Below are 18,508 nucleotides of genomic sequence, written 5' to 3'. Positions count from 1 at the left end.
ATTTGCGTCGACATCCGGCATTAACGCTGCATTAACGCCTGATGGCGCTTTGCTTATCAGGCCTACGGAGTGTGTGACCAGCGAGTTTGCGGTCAGCCATCCGGCAATAACTTACGACTTATACCTATAATTCATTTACCGTTTTCGCACCGTTTTGCGGTATTTTCCTGGAAAAGCAACATGTCGTATACACCCATGAGCGATCTTGGACAGCAAGGCTTGTTCGATATCACTCGTACCTTATTGCAGCAGCCCGATTTGGCGTCGCTCAGTGAAGCGCTTTCGCAACTGGTAAAGCGCTCAGCGCTCGCCGACAGCGCCGGCATTGTGCTATGGCAGGCGCAGTCGCAACGCGCACAATATTATGCGACGCGAGAAAATGGCCGTCCTGTTGAATATGAAGATGAAACCGTACTGGCGCACGGCCCGGTACGTCGCATCCTTTCTCGCCCCGATGCATTGCACTGTAATTTCCATGAGTTTACCGAAACCTGGCCGCAGCTTGCCGCGAGCGGCCTCTACCCTGAATTTGGTCATTACTGTCTGCTTCCTTTAGCCGCGGAGGGCCGTATTTTCGGCGGCTGCGAATTCATCCGTCAGGAAGATCGCCCCTGGAGTGAAAAGGAATATGACCGTCTGCATACGTTTACCCAAATTGTCGGCGTGGTCGCCGAGCAAATTCAAAACCGGGTAAACAATAACGTCGATTATGATCTGTTGTGCCGCGAACGCGATAACTTCCGTATTCTGGTTGCGATTACCAACGCCGTCCTGTCGCGTCTGGATATTGATGAGCTGGTAAGCGAAGTCGCAAAAGAGATCCACCACTATTTCAATATCGACGCAATCAGCATCGTGTTGCGCAGCCATCGCAAAAATAAGCTGAATATCTACTCCACCCACTACCTTGATGAGCATCATCCGGCGCACGAACAGAGCGAAGTCGACGAAGCCGGCACGCTCACGGAGCGCGTCTTTAAAAGTAAAGAGATGCTGCTTATCAACCTCAACGAACGCGATCCGCTTGCTCCCTACGAACGCATGCTGTTCGATACCTGGGGCAATCAGATCCAGACGCTTTGCCTGCTGCCGTTGATGTCCGGCAAGACGATGCTTGGCGTGCTCAAACTGGCCCAGTGCGAAGAAAAAGTGTTTACCACCGCCAACCTCAAGCTGCTGCGTCAGATTGCCGAACGGGTAGCCATTGCCGTGGATAATGCGCTGGCCTATCAGGAAATCCACCGCCTGAAGGAACGCCTGGTCGACGAAAACCTGGCGCTCACGGAGCAGCTTAATAACGTCGACAGCGAGTTTGGCGAGATCATCGGGCGCAGCGAAGCGATGTACAACGTGCTAAAGCAGGTTGAGATGGTGGCGCAGAGCGACAGTACCGTACTGATTCTGGGCGAAACGGGAACCGGTAAAGAGTTGATTGCCCGCGCCATTCACAACCTGAGCGGACGTAGCGGGCGCAGGATGGTAAAGATGAACTGCGCCGCGATGCCGGCGGGGCTGCTGGAAAGCGATTTGTTTGGTCATGAGCGCGGCGCGTTTACCGGCGCCAGCGCGCAGCGGATTGGCCGTTTCGAGCTGGCGGATAAAAGCTCGCTGTTTCTGGATGAAGTGGGCGACATGCCGCTGGAGCTACAGCCTAAGCTGCTGCGCGTCCTTCAGGAGCAAGAGTTTGAACGTCTCGGCAGCAATAAACTGATCCAGACCGACGTGCGGCTGATCGCCGCGACTAACCGCGATCTGAAAAAAATGGTCGCCGATCGCGAATTCCGTAACGATCTCTACTATCGGCTGAATGTATTTCCGATCCAGCTTCCTCCGTTACGCGAACGTCCGGAAGATATACCACTACTGGTCAAAGCGTTCACCTTCAAAATCGCCCGCCGAATGGGGCGTAATATCGACAGCATTCCCGCCGAAACACTGCGCACGCTCAGCAGCATGGAATGGCCGGGGAACGTTCGCGAGCTGGAGAATGTCGTCGAGCGCGCCGTGCTGCTGACGCGCGGCAATGTGCTACAACTGTCGCTGCCGGATATTACCGCCGTAACGCCCGATACCTCGCCTGTTGCAACTGAAAGCGCCAAAGAAGGCGAAGATGAATATCAGCTTATTATACGCGTGCTGAAAGAGACCAATGGCGTAGTGGCTGGACCAAAAGGCGCGGCGCAGCGTCTGGGGCTTAAACGAACCACCCTGCTGTCGCGTATGAAGCGATTGGGTATTGATAAAGACGCGTTAGCGTAACGGGTTGCCGGATCTGATCCGGCCTGGAGATGATGCGCGCCGTAGGCCTGGCGCTTCCCCTTCACTTCTTGCGCTGATATTTTTCCGGCAATTCCGGAACGGGGCGCTTATCGTCGATAAGGTGCCGCACGGTCAGGACAGGGTGTCGCCAAAGCATTCGCGGACCTGCCCAACGCATAATCTGCTTCATCTCCTCGCGTTTAGCCGGCTGATAGCAGTGCACCGGGCACTGCTTACAGGCGGGTTTTTCCTCGCCAAATACGCATTTATCAAGACGTTTTTGCGCGTAGGCGAACAGCGCGTCGTAATGCCCCTGCACCGCTGACGCCTGTGGGCACTGGCTTTCATACAGCGCGATCATTTTTTTGATCGTCAGTTTTTCACGAGCGATACGTTTACCAGGCATCGTGCTCTCTCCGAACATTAAGATGTATTTATTTTACACCTTATCCCTCTTTAGCACTATCACTGCATATCGTCGCCATTTCGCAAATAAGAATTATTTTCATTTATTCATACCTTGTGCTATATAACATAGCAAAGGCTATATTCGATGATTAATTAACCACATTGTTGCGAGGGATACTATGACGAATCTACATCGTCTGAAAACACTCCTGATTGCCGGTATTGTTGCAATACTCGCGCTATCGCCAGCCTATGCAAAAGAGAAATTTAAAGTCATCACCACGTTTACCGTTATTGCCGACATGGCGAAAAACGTGGCGGGCGACGCAGCGGAAGTCAGCTCAATTACCAAGCCCGGCGCTGAAATCCATGAGTATCAGCCAACGCCCGGCGATATTAAACGAGCGCAGGGGGCACAGCTTATCCTCGCGAATGGTCTGAACCTGGAGCGATGGTTCGCCCGCTTTTATCAGCACCTTTCCGGCGTGCCGGAAGTCGTCGTCTCCACCGGTGTCAAACCGATGGGCATTACCGAAGGCCCGTATAACGGTAAACCGAACCCGCACGCCTGGATGTCGGCAGAAAACGCGCTGATTTATGTCGATAACATTCGCGACGCCCTGGTGAAGTACGATCCGGATAATGCGCAGATCTATAAGCAAAACGCCGAACGCTATAAAGCGAAAATTCGCCAGATGGCCGATCCGTTGCGTGCCGAGCTGGAAAAAATTCCCGCCGATCAGCGCTGGCTGGTCACCAGTGAAGGCGCGTTCTCTTACCTGGCGCGCGATAATGACATGAAAGAGCTTTATCTCTGGCCAATTAACGCCGATCAACAGGGGACGCCAAAACAGGTGCGTAAAGTGATTGATACCATTAAAAAGCACCATATTCCCGCCATCTTTAGCGAGAGTACGGTTTCCGATAAACCGGCCCGTCAGGTCGCGCGTGAATCCGGCGCGCATTATGGCGGCGTGCTGTATGTCGATTCTCTGAGCGCCGCTGACGGTCCTGTGCCAACCTATCTGGATCTGCTGCGCGTCACGACCGAAACCATCGTCAACGGCATTAACGACGGACTGAGGAGTCAACAATGAGTCAATGTGCGATTACCGTTGATCAGGTCACGGTGACGTATCGCAACGGTCATACCGCCCTACGGGACGCCACTTTTCAGGTGCCTGGCGGTTCAATCGCCGCGCTGGTAGGCGTAAATGGTTCCGGTAAGTCTACGTTATTTAAAGCGTTAATGGGCTTTGTGCATCTTGCGCAGGGCGATATCACTATCCTGCAACAGTCAGTCAACAAGGCGCTGAAAAAAAACCTCATTGCTTATGTTCCGCAATCGGAAGAAGTGGACTGGTCATTTCCGGTGCTGGTAGAAGATGTGGTGATGATGGGACGCTACGGCCATATGGGCTGGCTACGCCGTCCCACTGCGCATGATCACGCCTGTGTTGACGCCGCGCTGGCGCGGGTGGATATGCAGGAATATCGTCACAGGCAGATTGGCGAGCTGTCCGGTGGGCAGAAAAAACGTGTGTTTCTTGCCAGGGCCATCGCTCAGGATGGACAAGTAATCCTGCTGGATGAACCTTTTACCGGCGTGGATGTAAAAACCGAAGCGCGAATCATCGATCTACTGCGGGAACTGCGCGATGAAGGCCGCACGATGCTGGTCTCAACGCATAATCTCGGCTCCGTCACCGAGTTTTGCGACTATACGGTAATGATTAAAGGAACCGTACTAGCCAGCGGCCCTACCGAAACCACGTTTACCGCCGCGAATCTGGAACAGGCGTTTAGCGGCGTTCTACGTCATATCGCGCTAAGCGGAGGTGAAGAGCACATCATCACCGATGACGAGCGCCCCTTTATTTCCCGGCGCGTGGCCAGCGGAGGAAAATCGTCATGAACTGGCTTGTTGAGCCGTTTGGCTACCAGTATATGCTCAACGCGATGTGGGTCTCCGCGATGGTGGGCGGTCTGTGCGCGTTTCTCTCCTGCTATTTGATGCTCAAAGGCTGGTCGCTCATTGGCGATGCGCTATCTCACTCTATTGTGCCTGGCGTCGCTGGCGCCTGGATGTTAGGGCTGCCCTTCTCGCTCGGCGCGTTTCTTTCCGGCGGACTGGCGGCAGGCAGTATGCTCTTTCTTAACCAACGCTCACGCCTGAAAGAAGACGCGATTATCGGGCTTATCTTCTCCTCTTTTTTTGGCGTCGGCCTTTTTATGGTGTCGCTCAATCCGATGTCGGTGAATATCCAGACGATTATTCTCGGCAACGTGCTGGCTATCGCGCCAGCGGATATTGCGCAACTGGCGATTATCGGCGCGGTCTCGCTGACTATTCTGCTGTTAAAATGGAAAGATTTAATGGTCGTCTTTTTCGATGAAACTCATGCGCGTTCTATCGGGCTTAATCCGGGTCGACTAAAGCTGTTGTTTTTCACTCTGTTGTCCGTCTCCACCGTGGCGGCCCTGCAAACCGTTGGGGCGTTCCTGGTGATCTGTCTCGTCGTCACGCCGGGCGCGACGGCCTGGTTACTCACCGACCGTTTTCCACGTCTGCTCATGATTGCCGTCGTGATTGGCAGCCTGACCAGTTTTCTGGGCGCATGGCTTAGCTACTGGCTGGATGGCGCCACGGGTGGAATTATTGTCGTCATGCAAACCTTACTGTTCATCACAGCCTTTATTTTCGCCCCGAAACACGGTCTGTTAGCCAACCGTCGACGCGCCCGCCTGCAGAAGGAGCCGACATGTTCTTAACAACGTTACTGGAACCCTTTCAGTTTGATTTTATGGTGAACGCCCTTATGGTTTCGGTCATTGTGGCGATTCCCTGCGCCTTACTGTCCGTGTTTTTAGTGTTAAAAGGCTGGGCGTTAATGGGCGACGCAATGAGTCATGCGGTATTCCCCGGGGTCGTGCTGGCATATATTGTGGGGATCCCCCTGGCGATTGGCGCTTTCATTGCCGGATTATTTTGCGCTATCGCGACCGGCTATCTGGACGATAACAGCCGCATCAAACGTGATACGGTGATGGGCATCGTCTTTTCCGGGATGTTTGGCGCAGGTCTGGTGCTCTATGTTTCTATTCAATCGGAAGTGCATCTGGATCACATCCTGTTTGGGGATATGCTGGGCGTATCGCTGGGGGATATCGTACAAACGTCGGTTATTGCACTGGGTATTGCGTTAATCATAGGGCTGAAATGGAAAGATCTCCTGCTACACGCTTTTGACCCGCACCAGGCGAAAGCCAGCGGGCTAAATACGACGCTACTGCATTATGGCCTGCTATGTATGATTGCGCTGACTATCGTCGCCACGCTGAAATCGGTGGGCATTATTCTGTCGATTTCATTGCTTATCGCCCCCGGCGCAATTGCCATTTTGCTGACGCGACGCTTTGCGCGCGCGCTGGGATTAGCGGTGAGTCTGTCAGTTATTACCGCTTTTGCGGGCGTCTATCTGTCTTTTTATCTTGATAGCGCGCCAGCGCCGACCATCGTGGTATTATTTGCCATCGTGTTTATTGCGGTATTTATTTACGCAACATGGCGCGACAGGCGTAATGAAATCGTACCAGAGGCGCAAGGTTAACACTTTTTTGCCTGCTATTCAGGAAACATACAGTCATAATATAGAGTAGTCTTATGGCGCTGGAAGGATTACCTCTGGCAGGCAACCTTATAACTTCATTACGGTTTAAGTAAAGACTTATATTCAGCTATCCTTTTTTTATGAGCGGATATAGAGAGTTTTTTATCGTTTAGCATAACGGCATTGTTATCGAATCGCTCATAAAGCGTTTCATTCTTTTTGTTTACTATACTGCTTCCCGCCGCCGGATTGGCCTGCACATATTCATTTAATCGTTGTACGCCTTGAGTATGTTTGTAAAAACTCACCGGCAGATAGCGGTCTGCTTTATCGGACGGGAGAAAAGGTTCTTCACCACACAGACGTTCACAAATATTATCTTCATGAATTTTTACTAAGTTCATAAATTCAAGATGAAGTTTTTTGGCGAGCGCCAGGCTAAAAATACCGCATTCAGAAGAGCTTCGTTGAATGTCCAGCTCGACCATAGCAAAATAACAATCAGGCAATTGTTCACGTTCAAGAGCTGCTTTGGTCCTCAATGCCAGTAAAGCAGGTCCAAAAGCGCTACACGCTGCTGGTTCGAACAAAATCACCGATGTCTTTCCGTCCATAACTCTAAAATCGACGACTGAAACATGGATACCTGAACTTCCCATATTTACGATAAATCGGGCAGATTCAACGCCTTCCATTCTGGTCTCCTTTATAGAGGAAACAAGCTCATGGACTGACATAACAAATTTAAGATTTAACTCTGGATACTTCTTATTGGCCTGTGCAACAAGAAAAGGCATCATTTCGAGATCGGTTTCCTCGTAACTGATATGAATCCAGCTGCCATCTATAATTTCACTTTCCAGACGCTCAACAATACAGGTCAATGCTTCGGTGTTTAGCTCCCCGCTGACGTCAGACTGAGGCGATAAACTCGCCCCCATATTACGAGTCGTAGGACTTAGCATACTTTTCCCTCCACATGATAGCTCCTGCACCGAAAATATCATCTTTAACTTTTCAGATTCAATATATTGCCTGCAAAAATATGCCTCAATGATTGAGCCAGGCTACCAACCACCTCCGGATGATTATATATAAGAATTACTACTCAAAAAATCTTTTTTATAATAAAAGCTCAACACATGGTCATAAATGATAAAAAATATTTTAATTCATTCCTACCGCAATCGGTAACGCGCAATTATCGTCAGGTACAGCAGGGTTATGTGCAAAAGCAGTGCGCTGTAAATGCGCGTCTAGTTTCAGTCCCCGGAACAGCGATAGCGGTGAAGAGTCCATCCCCAAACGATACATAACCTTCTTACGATAAATACTAACGGTTTTTGTTCCCAGACCAAATTTTTTCGCCAGTTCAATTGCTGGATGTCCGGAGGATAATAATATCAGCAGCGCATATTTCGCCTGAGTGACGCCGGGAGGTAGATTCCACCAGGCGTATTGATTGATATTAAACAATACCTCTTCCGGCGTCTCGCCGGCATTAAAAGCATACGTAGCAGCCACGGTTTTCTTTTGTGGCCTGTGGCAGAAACGCAGCCAGGCTTCCGGAAGACGGAGCTTCTCTCGATCCGAGCGGATAGCGCAGGATAGTTCGTCTTTTAAAACATAATCCATAACGCCAAAATATTGCAGCACACAGCGATCGATATAATACAAGCGATCTGCCATTACCAAAACTTTACGGTTCTGCAACCGCGCCTGCAACGCATGAAAAAGATAAACATGCTCATGCGGGTTCAAAGCTAAAATCAGCCCGGCGTCCGGCATATCGGATAGAGAATGCAAAAGTGCAGTTAATGAGTTACACGTTTTAACGCACTTTTCCGGATATTTTTGCTTAAAAATAGACTGAAGGGCATAACAATTAGTCCAGTTAATACCGTATATAATTACATTTCTCATTTATTTATCCTTTTTTGAAAACTGACCACAGCTTCGGTAATGATTTTTCTTCCTGGGCGACTACTGCGCAAGTAGATAACGCCTTCTTACTACAAAGGTAATAAGACCAGATACGTTATTACATGCGCAATGTCGTTACCGAAATGAATTCCTTTTACAAATCTGATAATGATTAAATTTGCTGTTTTACTTTACAGTAATCTCTTAGAGTACAACGATTGCCCGGCGCCTGGTGGCCATGTATGTCTGACAATGAACGCTTTCGATTCCCTTTCATTAACTACATATCACTGGTGTAGCGATACTGAAATATACACTACGATTAAAAAAATATTTGGTATCTGTAACGCAAACAGATAGTAACGTTTAAAATAATTTCACAAATCAATGGTTCATCGTACGCATAAAGCTAAGCGGTGTAATCTTAAAATGCCGTTTAAAAATAGCGATAAAATAAGAAGGCGTATCATAGCCACACATCGTCGCGACTTGTGAAATATTTCCAGCCCCCATACGTAATAATTTTATAGCCTGATTCATACGAGCATCCAGGTATATTTTGCTAAAACTCACCTCTTCAGCGGCCAGTTTTCGCTTCAGACTTGATACGCTCATAAACAGCTTTCCTGCCACCTCAGCCTGTGACCATTTGCGGGTGAGATCGCTGATAATAATGTTATAAACTTTCTCTTTTGTCGTAATTTTTATTGCTCGCTCAAGGAAATCAAACCCACCGGGCTTACGTACAAATGCCGATATAAGATACATCAATGAGAAATATGAATAATCATGATCATCAATACTCACATTACTACAAACCCGTGGACATGCCACACCATGCAAAATAGAGTCAAAAGTATCACTCATCCCTGGCAACAAGTCCGCATGAAAAAAATACTTTGGTTTCGTTTTTAATGATAGCTCTCGATCATTATAGTTTCTTGTACTGTAAAAAACTTTGTAGAATTTTTGCATTAAGTCATAGGAAACTTCCAGTGAAGAAAAATCAATATGCCCTTCTATTTCGCTCATACTAAGCGTGATTGTTTGATCTTTTTCCAATAAAAATAAACACGGCGCAGATTGTTCGATGAACTCCCCAAATTCGTTTTCAATTCGCAAACTACCTTTATTAAGTTTAAACAATAAGCAGTTTGCGACATAATAGTCTCTTACGTCAGCTAATCCATTTATTAATGGAAATTTGTTCGGCTGTTGAAGGTGATTATTGCTAATGGCCTCAACTGATTTATTCATTGAAGGCAATACCATATTTTATCCTGTGTGCTATAAGGAACTCAAAATCGTTATATTCTTATAAACAAATAATTAAAACTCACAGAGATGATTTAAATCCGATTTTTTTATTATTATAGCCAATAATTACATTCCAACGCGCGTTCATTTCGTCACAAAAAGATACTCTTACAAACTTTATGCACAATTTTGTAATGGAAGCTTACAATATTAATATAATCATTTCAGAATAAAACGCCTGGCAGATACCTTAATAATCCATATACATCAATAAGATAGACACACTGACATGGTGCATTTTCTGCATTATTTGCTGATATATACACCATACCTTATCACAAATCGCCAGCAATGGGGGGTTCACCAGTCAATTGCCTCTTTGTTTTCCCCGCCCGATAAAATAATCTCCTGCATCCAGGAGGTCATTTGTGACTGTGCATTCATTGTACCAACTAATACCCCGTTTAAAGCCTCATATAAATGGGTGCCCGGTTCAACTTTTGCTAACATGTTTTGTAGCATGGCTGTTTGCTGCTCAAAAGAAACAAAAGCCGAATCACCACTTTTAGGATCTTTGAAGGCATTCATCTCTTGATAAATGCTATCTTTAAGCGTTTCAGAAGAGGCTGACTCAGGAAGCGCCAAAAGTTGTTGGTAGAATGCATCATAAAGATCAACGTCGCCGCCATTGCTTAAAGGCGCGCTATCCACATTATTCAGCATAGCGGCCCTGGCACTCAACGAAACCACACCCGTCGCTTCAGTATCCGCTGTCGGGACCAAATAAGAAGTCGGAATCGTACCCGGTATCACCTTATAACCTCCATTTTACAATGCTTGCGTTTTTGTCTTCCATTCATCAATAAGTGCGTTAATGGCGTTATCAGAAATTGTCCGGCAGTCTTGTGGAAGTTCATCAAGATGATGCTTAATGACGCCTACTGCCGTTTCAACAAATTGTTCAGGTGAAAATTCTGCGATCTGATCGCCGCAACTCATGATAAAGCGCTGTTCCTGATGATATTTAAGATTAAAAGTGCCTGGCCAGTTCTCCATAAGCAACACCATCAGTTTTTGGTGATCTTTTTTCGCATTAACTGGCAGTGTTAAAAAAAGTTGCCCCTCCGGCTTATCGAAATCCCTCAGCCACTCATCCAGGACGGTTAAAAGCGTTTCGGGATGATCGACCGCAGCTGAAAATAACTCGCGGGCATAAATCTGTATTTTTTCCATCCACTTCCAGGCCATTGTCTGATTATCAGTAAGATAAGCGGCGACCTGCTGTAACGCGTCTATCATTCCCTGCTCGTAACCTTCCTGATAGGCGTACATCCGCAAGGTCTTTGCCTCTTCTTCCGCCTCTCGCAAAATACGCTTAGCCCGTTGATGCGCCTGCTGTTCTAATCTTTCAATAGAGAAATAACGTTCCAGCGTTTTACGCTTTATCAGTATCCCCTCAACAGGAGAAAGCGGGGACGGAATTGGGATATTTTTGAGCATATTGTAAGGCCAGTAGCAAAATTGACATTTCTACAGCATCCTGCTTCGATGCCTCCTCAATAAATGGAGGAAAAAGCAAAGGAAAACGCTGTGCTAAAGATTCAGGTAAAAATTCATTCAGGGCATTTAACTGTGCATACCCGACGCTAAGTAAAAACCGGTGATTCGGCGCCTTATTGCAGACAGATAAACTTGTTCCCTGATGCATTGCCAAAAATGCTTGCGCCCAATCCGGCAGGCCAAGCAAGGCTCCCTGCCTTGCCAGATCGGCTCTCAGTTTATGGCAACCGAGTAAATACGCTACTTGCGGCAGTCGGCGCCACTGACGCAGCCACAGCTGCGTCAGTGAGTTTTGAATACACTCCTTTTCTCCGTTCTTAAGCCGCCATGCCGCCAGTATTAACTCATTTGCCGCCGCCCTGGCGGCGGGTCTGACAATCATTTCCGGCGCTATCTGCAACCGCTGAGGATGGATATACGATAACGGATCAAAAATGATTCTTTGCCAGATAATGGGTAATGGCTGCCTATTCATTTGACGATTTCGCCTTATCATCAACCGTTATGCCTTTCTTATTGCGGGCATAATGGTTTTTGTAATACCAGACGCCAAAGCCTGCTGACATCACGGATAACAAAATAATCAACACAATCCAACTGGTTGCAAAAGAATTACGTTTTACTGGTGTGCCGGGAGCCTGTAATTGGGCATCAGAACGTTCTGACAACACAACAGAAATGTTGTCATAATCCACATCGGCAAAACTATTCTTTAAGAAACGCTTGATATCGCTGATCTGATGCGCAAGCGGCGAACCTCGTTCATATACGGCTAATGCCGACAGATGAACAGGTTTTGGCGGACGGCCATTTTCACCAGCATCAATATCATAACTAATATGGACCCTGGCGGAGAGCACGCCCTCCATCGTCTGTAATGACTGTTCCAGTCGCTGTTCAATAGCCGAATATAACCTGGCCTTTTCAGCTCGCGGAGACGATACCAGCGAATCCGCCGGGAACATCTGCGCTATTTCCACCCGTGGCCGGGGAGGAAGCTGATAAGTTTTAATCCAGTACACCGCAGCGGTAAAATCAGGCTCAGCAACGGTAATGCTATAGCCCAATTTTCCGCTATCAATTTTATTCGCCTCTATATTGTGCATTTGCAGAACGGCAATGACCTCATTAGCCTGTTCCTGGTCCAGTCCTTTTAAAAGATCCTTATCCTTACAGCCGGCAAGGGTCATTACCAGCAGAAAGGTATATAGATATCGACGAATCATGAGCGTAATAGCGTTTCAACAGCCCCGACTCCTTTACGAGTAAGGGTACTTACCATAGAAACATACAGGTTATAATCTGAAATCATCTCTTGCGAAATAGCCAGCTCTTTAGGATCCGTCACCAGATTAGGGTCCTCAATCCTGTTGGTAATCGTCTGTTTATCCACAGCCGTGGCAATCGCCGAACCAGAAAAAGCCTGGAGTAGCCGGTCATCCAGCGAGACAATGTCCGTCTCCATAGACCTGATATTGACCGCCTGCCCTATAACGGCATTCTCAGGGACAATAGTTGCAATCGACATAATCCACCTTATAACTGATTAACGGAAGTTCTGAATAATGGCAGCATCAATATCCTTAAAGACTTTTACCGTGTTCGATTGCGCGTTACGGTACAAGTTATATTCCGAGAGCTTACTCTGATACGCCGCTAGTAGCGCCGGATCGGAGGGTTTTGCTGCTAATTTATCCAGCGCCTCTGTTACCTGCGTTTGTAGATTATCAACGCCCGTATCAAATTTTGCTGAAACTTCATCCAGATAGCCTGACCAAGGTGTTGGCATAATGACTTCCTTATTTGCGTTAAATTAAAGTGGGCTTGGGAAATACCAATGGCCTGGGCTCATTTTGATATAACCTTCCGCCCCGTACTGAAATGAGCGCCCCTTGAGCCAGTCATCTTTTAATTCGATCGCAAACTGCACATAGCGTCCTCCCCATGTGCGGTAATAGCTATCGACAAATTGACGGGCTCTGAGTATTTCTACATCATCGAGCGCCCCCTGAATAACAAACGTTACGCCCCCCTTATGATTCCTGCGGGAATAAGGTAACGCCTGCTGTTTTAGCCCCGCTTCCGCCTGGCCTGCGGCGGTAACATCGTCCATCAACGTGATGTTAACCGAATCCGCGTAAGGCATTAGCGCTCTCAGCTTTTGACTTAACACCTCGAGCTCTTTCTTGCTCATCGTGTTTCGCTGGCGGCTTAGCCAGAAAACGGGTTTACGCGGCTCATCGAAATGAAGCCGATAATAAGCCAGCTGCGGATAATAGGTATCCAGCCAGGTAGAGATACGCTTATTTTCTTCGTTTTCGTTAATCACTCGCGCATTTTTATCATAATCGCCCCTCGCTAAAACCTGACGAGCCCACAGCGTATCTCTTTCATTTTGCGCAGCGACATAGAGCATTTTGTCCCGTCCTGGCAACACCTGAAAGCGCTCCTTCTCCTGCCCCAATAACGAATCGAGCTCTGCGGCCTGCCGCTGCGGCGAGTTAAGTATCCATAACGTCCCCACCGTCCCAATTCCCAATATAAAAAACCCGGCCAGTGCTGCTACAATTCCGTTTTTAAAACGTGGCTCGTTCTTTTTTGCAGACGTTTCTAACTTCTCAGGCTGCTCGGGCACCCACGGCTCGCTTTCCGGGCGAATCAGGATAAGCAATTCACCGACCTGTATTGGCGTATTTAATTGCACCGAACGAGATTCAGAATTTCCTTCTTTCAGCTCATGGAGTATAATTTCGGTCGCATCCGTATCCACCTGGATTTCAAAATTTACTCCGCCATGGTCCAACGGGATAAAAAAGCTATCGGCAGGTATATCAGGGAGTTGGCCTGAAGCAGTGAGCGCATCACTCTGACCTACCACAAAGAGTGTTCGGCCTGTCAGCAATGGAAACTCACAGCCGTTCAGTGAGCTGTTAAGTAATCGAACTATGTATGGCCCTGGGCTTGTTATCGTCTTCTCTTTTGATGTTTCCATATATACTGTTAGCGATGTCTGTCGTTCTCGATAGCAGCAGATTACCGCACAGGACACAGGGATTCCTGATGAAAATAGAATGAAAAGTGAGAAATAAAATCAATTTATTCTGTATAATGCGTCTCAACACATATTAAAAGAACCATCATCCCCATTGGGACTTAAACTACTGTAGATAAATTACCCAAATTTGGGTTCTTTTGGTGTAACAATCAGACCATTGCCAACACACGCTAATAAAGAGCATTTACAACTCAGATTTTTTCAGTAGGATACCAGTAAGGAACATTAAAATAACATCAACAAAGGGATAATATGGAAAATGTAACCTTTGTAAGTAATAGTCATCAGCGTCCTGCCGCAGATAACTTACAGAAATTAAAATCACTTTTGACAAATACCCGGCAGCAAATTAAAAGTCAGACTCAGCAGGTTACCATCAAAAATCTTTATGTAAGCAGTTTCACTTTAGTTTGCTTTCGGAGCGGTAAACTGACGATTAGCAATAATCACGATACGATTTACTGTGACGAACCTGGGATGTTGGTGCTCAAAAAAGAGCAGGTAGTTAACGTGACGCTTGAAGAGGTCAATGGCCACATGGATTTCGATATACTCGAGATACCGACGCAACGACTTGGCGCTCTCTATGCACTTATCCCAAACGAGCAGCAAACAAAAATGGCGGTACCCACAGAGAAAGCGCAGAAAATCTTCTATACGCCTGACTTTCCTGCCAGAAGAGAGGTATTTGAACATCTGAAAACGGCGTTCTCCTGTACGAAGGATACAAGCAAAGGTTGCAGTAACTGTAACAACAAGAGTTGTATTGAAAATGAAGAGTTAATTCCTTATTTTCTGCTGTTCCTGCTTACTGCTTTTCTCCGACTCCCGGAGAGTTATGAGATCATCCTTAGCTCGGCTCAGATAACGTTAAAGGAGCGCGTTTACAACATTATATCTTCGTCACCCAGTAGACAGTGGAAGCTTACGGATGTTGCCGATCATATATTTATGAGTACGTCAACGCTCAAACGGAAACTTGCAGAAGAAGGTACCAGCTTTAGCGACATCTACTTATCGGCAAGAATGAATCAGGCAGCAAAACTTTTACGCATAGGCAACCATAATGTTAATGCTGTAGCATTAAAATGTGGTTATGACAGCACGTCCTACTTCATTCAATGTTTCAAAAAATATTTTAAAACTACGCCATCGACACTCATAAAAATGGCGAACCATTAACATTTTTTGTATCTGTCATTCAAGTAAAGATTTTTATTAAAATTGTAATAATTTAAAATTCAGACTGCGCATTAACACGCTATATCAGAATGGGAGGCTATTCAATATCATTGTTCTGTCCGGAAGACAGCTTATACTGATATCTCTGGTAATTTAAAGTAAGGCTGATTATATAACACGATTTTTGTGAACTTGTCATCGCTATGATGACTGGTAAACCGATATTGCCTTATTCACAGCGTAAGAATTCGTCCAGATGACACTATCTCCTTCCGGCTTTAACCCTGTGGATTAAGGCCGGCATTTTATTCCTATATATACATCATCCGTTCCCTCTGAGAACTATTTGCCTGAACGGTCTACACCGAAACAGTCACGCTTGTTAGCTTTCTGCCAGGCATACCTCTTCTCTTCCTCCTGATATCGATATAATGCCTGGGGGCCAGCCTGAGGATGATACTGCTCATAACCCCCCTGCCTTTTTGACGCTATAGCTGAAGGGAGGAAAGAAAAGACGATATCATTATTTTGCAAAAAAATATAAAAATAAGCGCACCATTAAAAACAGTCTTTCATTTATATTTTGGCACCTAAGACAAATTACACTCTTAAACTTTCAACGAATGGTCATTTAGTGGAAATCTTCGAGAAAAATGGTTCTGATGGTGTAATTATCAGACCATTAACCATGAAGATATAATAAGCAGCATTTACACCCAAAAAAAATGCAGTAAGATAGCTACAAAACTAATCTCTATTGCAATGAGGCCAAGTTAAATATGTAAATATTTAGATGCCCGGCGCTGACTCTCTGCACCAGGATATACGACAGCGTCCATTCGATAATCACGGTTAGTTATAACAATATTATTACCAACATGTCAGTTATTTAAAGCACAGGCATAAGCTAAATAATCAAATGTTAAAAACATATAAACCCGAGCCCGTACAATATGACATTAAGCTCATAATAAAAGCTCAACCTGACCGTTAGTACTAACAGCAGAATTACTGAAACAGTAGATTCTATCCTAACGACTTGTATTAGCTATTATAACTTTTCACCCTGTAAGAGAATACACTATTATCATGCCACATTTTAATCCTGTTCCTGTATCGAATAAAAAATTCGTCTTTGATGATTTCATACTCAACATGGACGGCTCCCTGCTACGCTCAGAAAAGAAAGTCAATATTCCGCCAAAAGAATATGCCGTTCTGGTCATCCTGCTCGAAGCCGCCGGCGAGATTGTGAGTAAAAACACCTTACTGGACCAGGTATGGGGCGACGCGGAAGTTAACGAAGAATCTCTTACCCGCTGTATTTATGCCTTACGACGTATTCTGTCGGAAGATAAAGAGCATCGTTACATTGAAACACTGTACGGACAGGGCTATCGGTTTAATCGTCCGGTCGTAGTGGTGTCTCCGCCAGCGCCGCAACCTACGACTCATACATTAGCGATACTTCCTTTTCAGATGCAGGATCAGGTTCAATCCGAGAGTCTGCATTACTCTATTGTGAAGGGATTATCGCAGTATGCGCCCTTTGGCCTGAGCGTGCTGCCGGTGACCATTACGAAGAACTGCCGCAGTGTTAAGGATATACTTGAGCTCATGGATCAATTACGCCCCGATTATTATATCTCCGGGCAGATGATACCCGATGGCAATGATAATATTGTACAGATCGAGATAGTTCGGGTTAAAGGTTATCACCTGCTGCACCAGGAAAGCATTAAGTTGATAGAACACCAACCCGCTTCTCTCTTGCAAAACAAAATTGCTAATCTTTTGCTCAGATGTATTCCCGGGCTTCGCTGGGACACAAAGCAGGTTAGCGAGCTAAATTCGATTGACAGTACTATGGTTTACTTACGCGGTAAGCATGAGTTAAATCAATATACCCCCTATAGCTTACAGCAAGCGCTTAAATTGCTGACTCAATGCGTTAACATGTCGCCAAACAGCATTGCGCCTTACTGTGCGCTGGCAGAATGCTACCTCAGCATGGCGCAAATGGGGATTTTTGATAAACAAAACGCCATGATCAAAGCTAAAGAACATGCGATTAAGGCGACAGAGCTGGACCACAATAATCCACAAGCTTTAGGATTACTGGGGCTAATTAATACGATTCATTCAGAATACATCGTCGGGAGTTTGCTATTCAAACAAGCTAACTTACTTTCGCCCATTTCTGCAGATATTAAATATTATTATGGCTGGAATCTTTTCATGGCTGGTCAGTTGGAGGAGGCCTTACAAACGATTAATGAGTGTTTAAAATTGGATCCAACGCGTGCAGCCGCAGGGATCACTAAGCTGTGGATTACCTATTATCATACTGGTATTGATGATGCTATACGTTTAGGCGATGAATTACGCTCACAACACCTGCAGGATAATCCAATATTATTAAGTATGCAGGTTATGTTTCTTTCGCTTAAAGGTAAACATGAACTGGCACGAAAATTAACTAAAGAAATATCCACGCAGGAAATAACAGGGCTTATTGCTGTTAATCTTCTTTATGCTGAATACTGTCAGAATAGTGAGCGAGCCTTACCGACGATAAGAGAATTTCTGGAAAGTGAACAGCGTATAGATAATAATCCGGGATTATTACCGTTAGTGCTGGTTGCCCACGGCGAAGCTATTGCCGAGAAAATGTGGAATAAATTTAAAAACGAAGACAATATTTGGTTCAAAAGATGGAAACAGGATCCCCGCTTGATTAAATTACGGTAAAATCTGAGAGAGGAGATATGCATTATTTTTTTATCATCGTAATCTGGTTGCTTAGCATAAATACTGCATGGGCTGATTGCTGGCTTCAGGCTGAAAAAATGTTCAATATTGAATCCGAACTACTTTACGCTATCGCCCAGCAGGAATCGGCGATGAAACCAGGCGCCATTGGTTATAACCGAGATGGTTCAACCGATCTTGGCCTGATGCAAATTAACAGCTTCCATATGAAAAGGCTGAAAAAAATGGGGATTAGTGAAAAACAGTTGTTACAGGACCCCTGCATTTCTGTCATTGTGGGCGCATCCATTTTATCAGATATGATGAAAATCTACGGTTATAGCTGGGAGGCCGTTGGCGCTTATAATGCCGGGACGTCACCAAAACGATCGGATATAAGGAAGCGTTATGCTAAAAAAATTTGGGAGAATTACAGAAAATTAAAAGGGATGTCAGCAGAAGAGAAAAACAAAAGACTTTCTATCGCGGTAAACAAATAATT

The 18,508-nt window shown here is 45.9% G+C and carries 19 protein-coding genes; 8 read left to right on the top strand and 11 right to left on the bottom strand.

Annotated elements, in window-relative coordinates; translation table 11 throughout:
* Positions 1–180 precede the first annotated feature (180 nt).
* On the top strand, positions 181–2,259 hold the full coding sequence (gene flhA, locus LCS67_RS04885; RefSeq protein WP_000122692.1) for a formate hydrogenlyase transcriptional activator FlhA: 2,079 nt from the start codon (positions 181–183) through the stop codon (positions 2,257–2,259).
* 61 nt (positions 2,260–2,320) lie between these two features.
* On the opposite strand, the gene LCS67_RS04880 is transcribed toward flhA, so the two are convergent.
* Positions 2,321–2,665, bottom strand: coding sequence for a nitrous oxide-stimulated promoter family protein (locus LCS67_RS04880; RefSeq protein ID WP_001117938.1), 345 nt, complete (start codon positions 2,663–2,665; stop codon positions 2,321–2,323).
* A gap of 181 nt (positions 2,666–2,846) precedes the next feature.
* Here LCS67_RS04880 and sitA point away from each other — a divergent pair, with 181 nt between their 5' ends.
* Genes sitA through sitD form a run of 4 tightly spaced genes read left to right on the top strand, consistent with a single transcriptional unit; the run spans position 2,847 to position 6,278 of the window.
* A complete protein-coding gene (sitA, locus tag LCS67_RS04875; RefSeq protein WP_000182930.1) occupies positions 2,847–3,764 on the top strand; it encodes an iron/manganese ABC transporter substrate-binding protein SitA in 918 nt (305 codons plus the stop codon).
* A complete protein-coding gene (gene sitB / locus LCS67_RS04870; RefSeq protein ID WP_000076058.1) occupies positions 3,761–4,582 on the top strand; it encodes an iron/manganese ABC transporter ATP-binding protein SitB in 822 nt (273 codons plus the stop codon). Before sitA ends, sitB begins: the two co-directional genes overlap by 4 nt.
* Complete coding sequence (sitC, locus tag LCS67_RS04865; RefSeq protein ID WP_001104336.1) at positions 4,579–5,439, top strand: iron/manganese ABC transporter permease subunit SitC; 861 nt, start codon at positions 4,579–4,581, stop codon at positions 5,437–5,439. The genes sitB and sitC overlap by 4 nt, the downstream gene beginning before the upstream one ends.
* A complete protein-coding gene (gene sitD, locus LCS67_RS04860; protein ID WP_000480209.1) occupies positions 5,430–6,278 on the top strand; it encodes an iron/manganese ABC transporter permease subunit SitD in 849 nt (282 codons plus the stop codon). Before sitC ends, sitD begins: the two co-directional genes overlap by 10 nt.
* A gap of 98 nt (positions 6,279–6,376) precedes the next feature.
* Here the strand turns inward: sitD and avrA are convergent, their stop codons facing one another.
* The 10 genes from avrA to prgH all read right to left on the bottom strand — a co-directional run bounded on the left by avrA (position 6,377) and on the right by prgH (position 14,010).
* A complete protein-coding gene (gene avrA, locus LCS67_RS04855; RefSeq protein WP_079963666.1) occupies positions 6,377–7,285 on the bottom strand; it encodes a type III secretion system YopJ family effector AvrA in 909 nt (302 codons plus the stop codon).
* Positions 7,286–7,445: 160 nt separating this feature from the next.
* Entirely contained in the window at positions 7,446–8,201 is a 756-nt protein-coding gene (gene sprB, locus LCS67_RS04850) for a transcriptional regulator SprB (RefSeq protein WP_001246661.1), read from the bottom strand.
* A gap of 384 nt (positions 8,202–8,585) precedes the next feature.
* Positions 8,586–9,473 (bottom strand): invasion transcriptional regulator HilC, encoded by an 888-nt coding sequence (hilC, locus tag LCS67_RS04845; RefSeq protein ID WP_000243998.1) that lies wholly within the window; start codon positions 9,471–9,473, stop codon positions 8,586–8,588.
* A 345-nt stretch (positions 9,474–9,818) separates the two neighbouring features.
* A complete protein-coding gene (locus LCS67_RS04840; RefSeq protein WP_000612176.1) occupies positions 9,819–10,271 on the bottom strand; it encodes a type III secretion system effector protein OrgC in 453 nt (150 codons plus the stop codon).
* 15 nt (positions 10,272–10,286) lie between these two features.
* Positions 10,287–10,958 (bottom strand): type III secretion system linker protein OrgB, encoded by a 672-nt coding sequence (gene orgB / locus LCS67_RS04835; RefSeq protein WP_000916655.1) that lies wholly within the window; start codon positions 10,956–10,958, stop codon positions 10,287–10,289.
* Positions 10,915–11,514, bottom strand: coding sequence for an oxygen-regulated invasion protein OrgA (gene orgA / locus LCS67_RS04830; RefSeq protein WP_077916024.1), 600 nt, complete (start codon positions 11,512–11,514; stop codon positions 10,915–10,917). Before orgA ends, orgB begins: the two co-directional genes overlap by 44 nt.
* The gene (gene prgK / locus LCS67_RS04825) at positions 11,486–12,244 is read right to left on the bottom strand and encodes a type III secretion system inner membrane ring lipoprotein PrgK (RefSeq protein WP_000621240.1); all 759 of its coding nucleotides are present in this window, start codon (positions 12,242–12,244) and stop codon (positions 11,486–11,488) included. The genes orgA and prgK overlap by 29 nt, the downstream gene beginning before the upstream one ends.
* Positions 12,241–12,546 (bottom strand): type III secretion system inner rod protein PrgJ, encoded by a 306-nt coding sequence (gene prgJ, locus LCS67_RS04820; RefSeq protein ID WP_000020431.1) that lies wholly within the window; start codon positions 12,544–12,546, stop codon positions 12,241–12,243. Before prgJ ends, prgK begins: the two co-directional genes overlap by 4 nt.
* 18 nt (positions 12,547–12,564) lie before the next feature.
* Complete coding sequence (prgI, locus tag LCS67_RS04815; RefSeq protein ID WP_001143113.1) at positions 12,565–12,807, bottom strand: type III secretion system needle filament protein PrgI; 243 nt, start codon at positions 12,805–12,807, stop codon at positions 12,565–12,567.
* Between the two features lie 24 nt (positions 12,808–12,831).
* Complete coding sequence (gene prgH / locus LCS67_RS04810) at positions 12,832–14,010, bottom strand: type III secretion system inner membrane ring protein PrgH (RefSeq protein WP_000450196.1); 1,179 nt, start codon at positions 14,008–14,010, stop codon at positions 12,832–12,834.
* 315 nt (positions 14,011–14,325) lie between these two features.
* Here prgH and hilD point away from each other — a divergent pair, with 315 nt between their 5' ends.
* The 3 genes from hilD to iagB all read left to right on the top strand — a co-directional run bounded on the left by hilD (position 14,326) and on the right by iagB (position 18,506).
* A complete protein-coding gene (hilD, locus tag LCS67_RS04805) occupies positions 14,326–15,255 on the top strand; it encodes a transcriptional regulator HilD (protein ID WP_100521884.1) in 930 nt (309 codons plus the stop codon).
* Positions 15,256–16,344: 1,089 nt separating this feature from the next.
* A complete protein-coding gene (hilA, locus tag LCS67_RS04800) occupies positions 16,345–18,006 on the top strand; it encodes a transcriptional regulator HilA (protein ID WP_001120090.1) in 1,662 nt (553 codons plus the stop codon).
* A gap of 17 nt (positions 18,007–18,023) precedes the next feature.
* On the top strand, positions 18,024–18,506 hold the full coding sequence (gene iagB / locus LCS67_RS04795) for an SPI-1 type III secretion system invasion protein IagB (RefSeq protein ID WP_000558932.1): 483 nt from the start codon (positions 18,024–18,026) through the stop codon (positions 18,504–18,506).
* The last annotated feature ends 2 nt before the right edge of the window (positions 18,507–18,508 follow it).

It is taken from the genome of Salmonella sp. A7 (assembly GCF_020181675.1).
GTDB lineage: Bacteria > Pseudomonadota > Gammaproteobacteria > Enterobacterales > Enterobacteriaceae > Salmonella > Salmonella enterica.
Note: the sequence above shows the minus strand (reverse complement) of the source record. Positions and strands in the feature narration are given on the sequence as shown.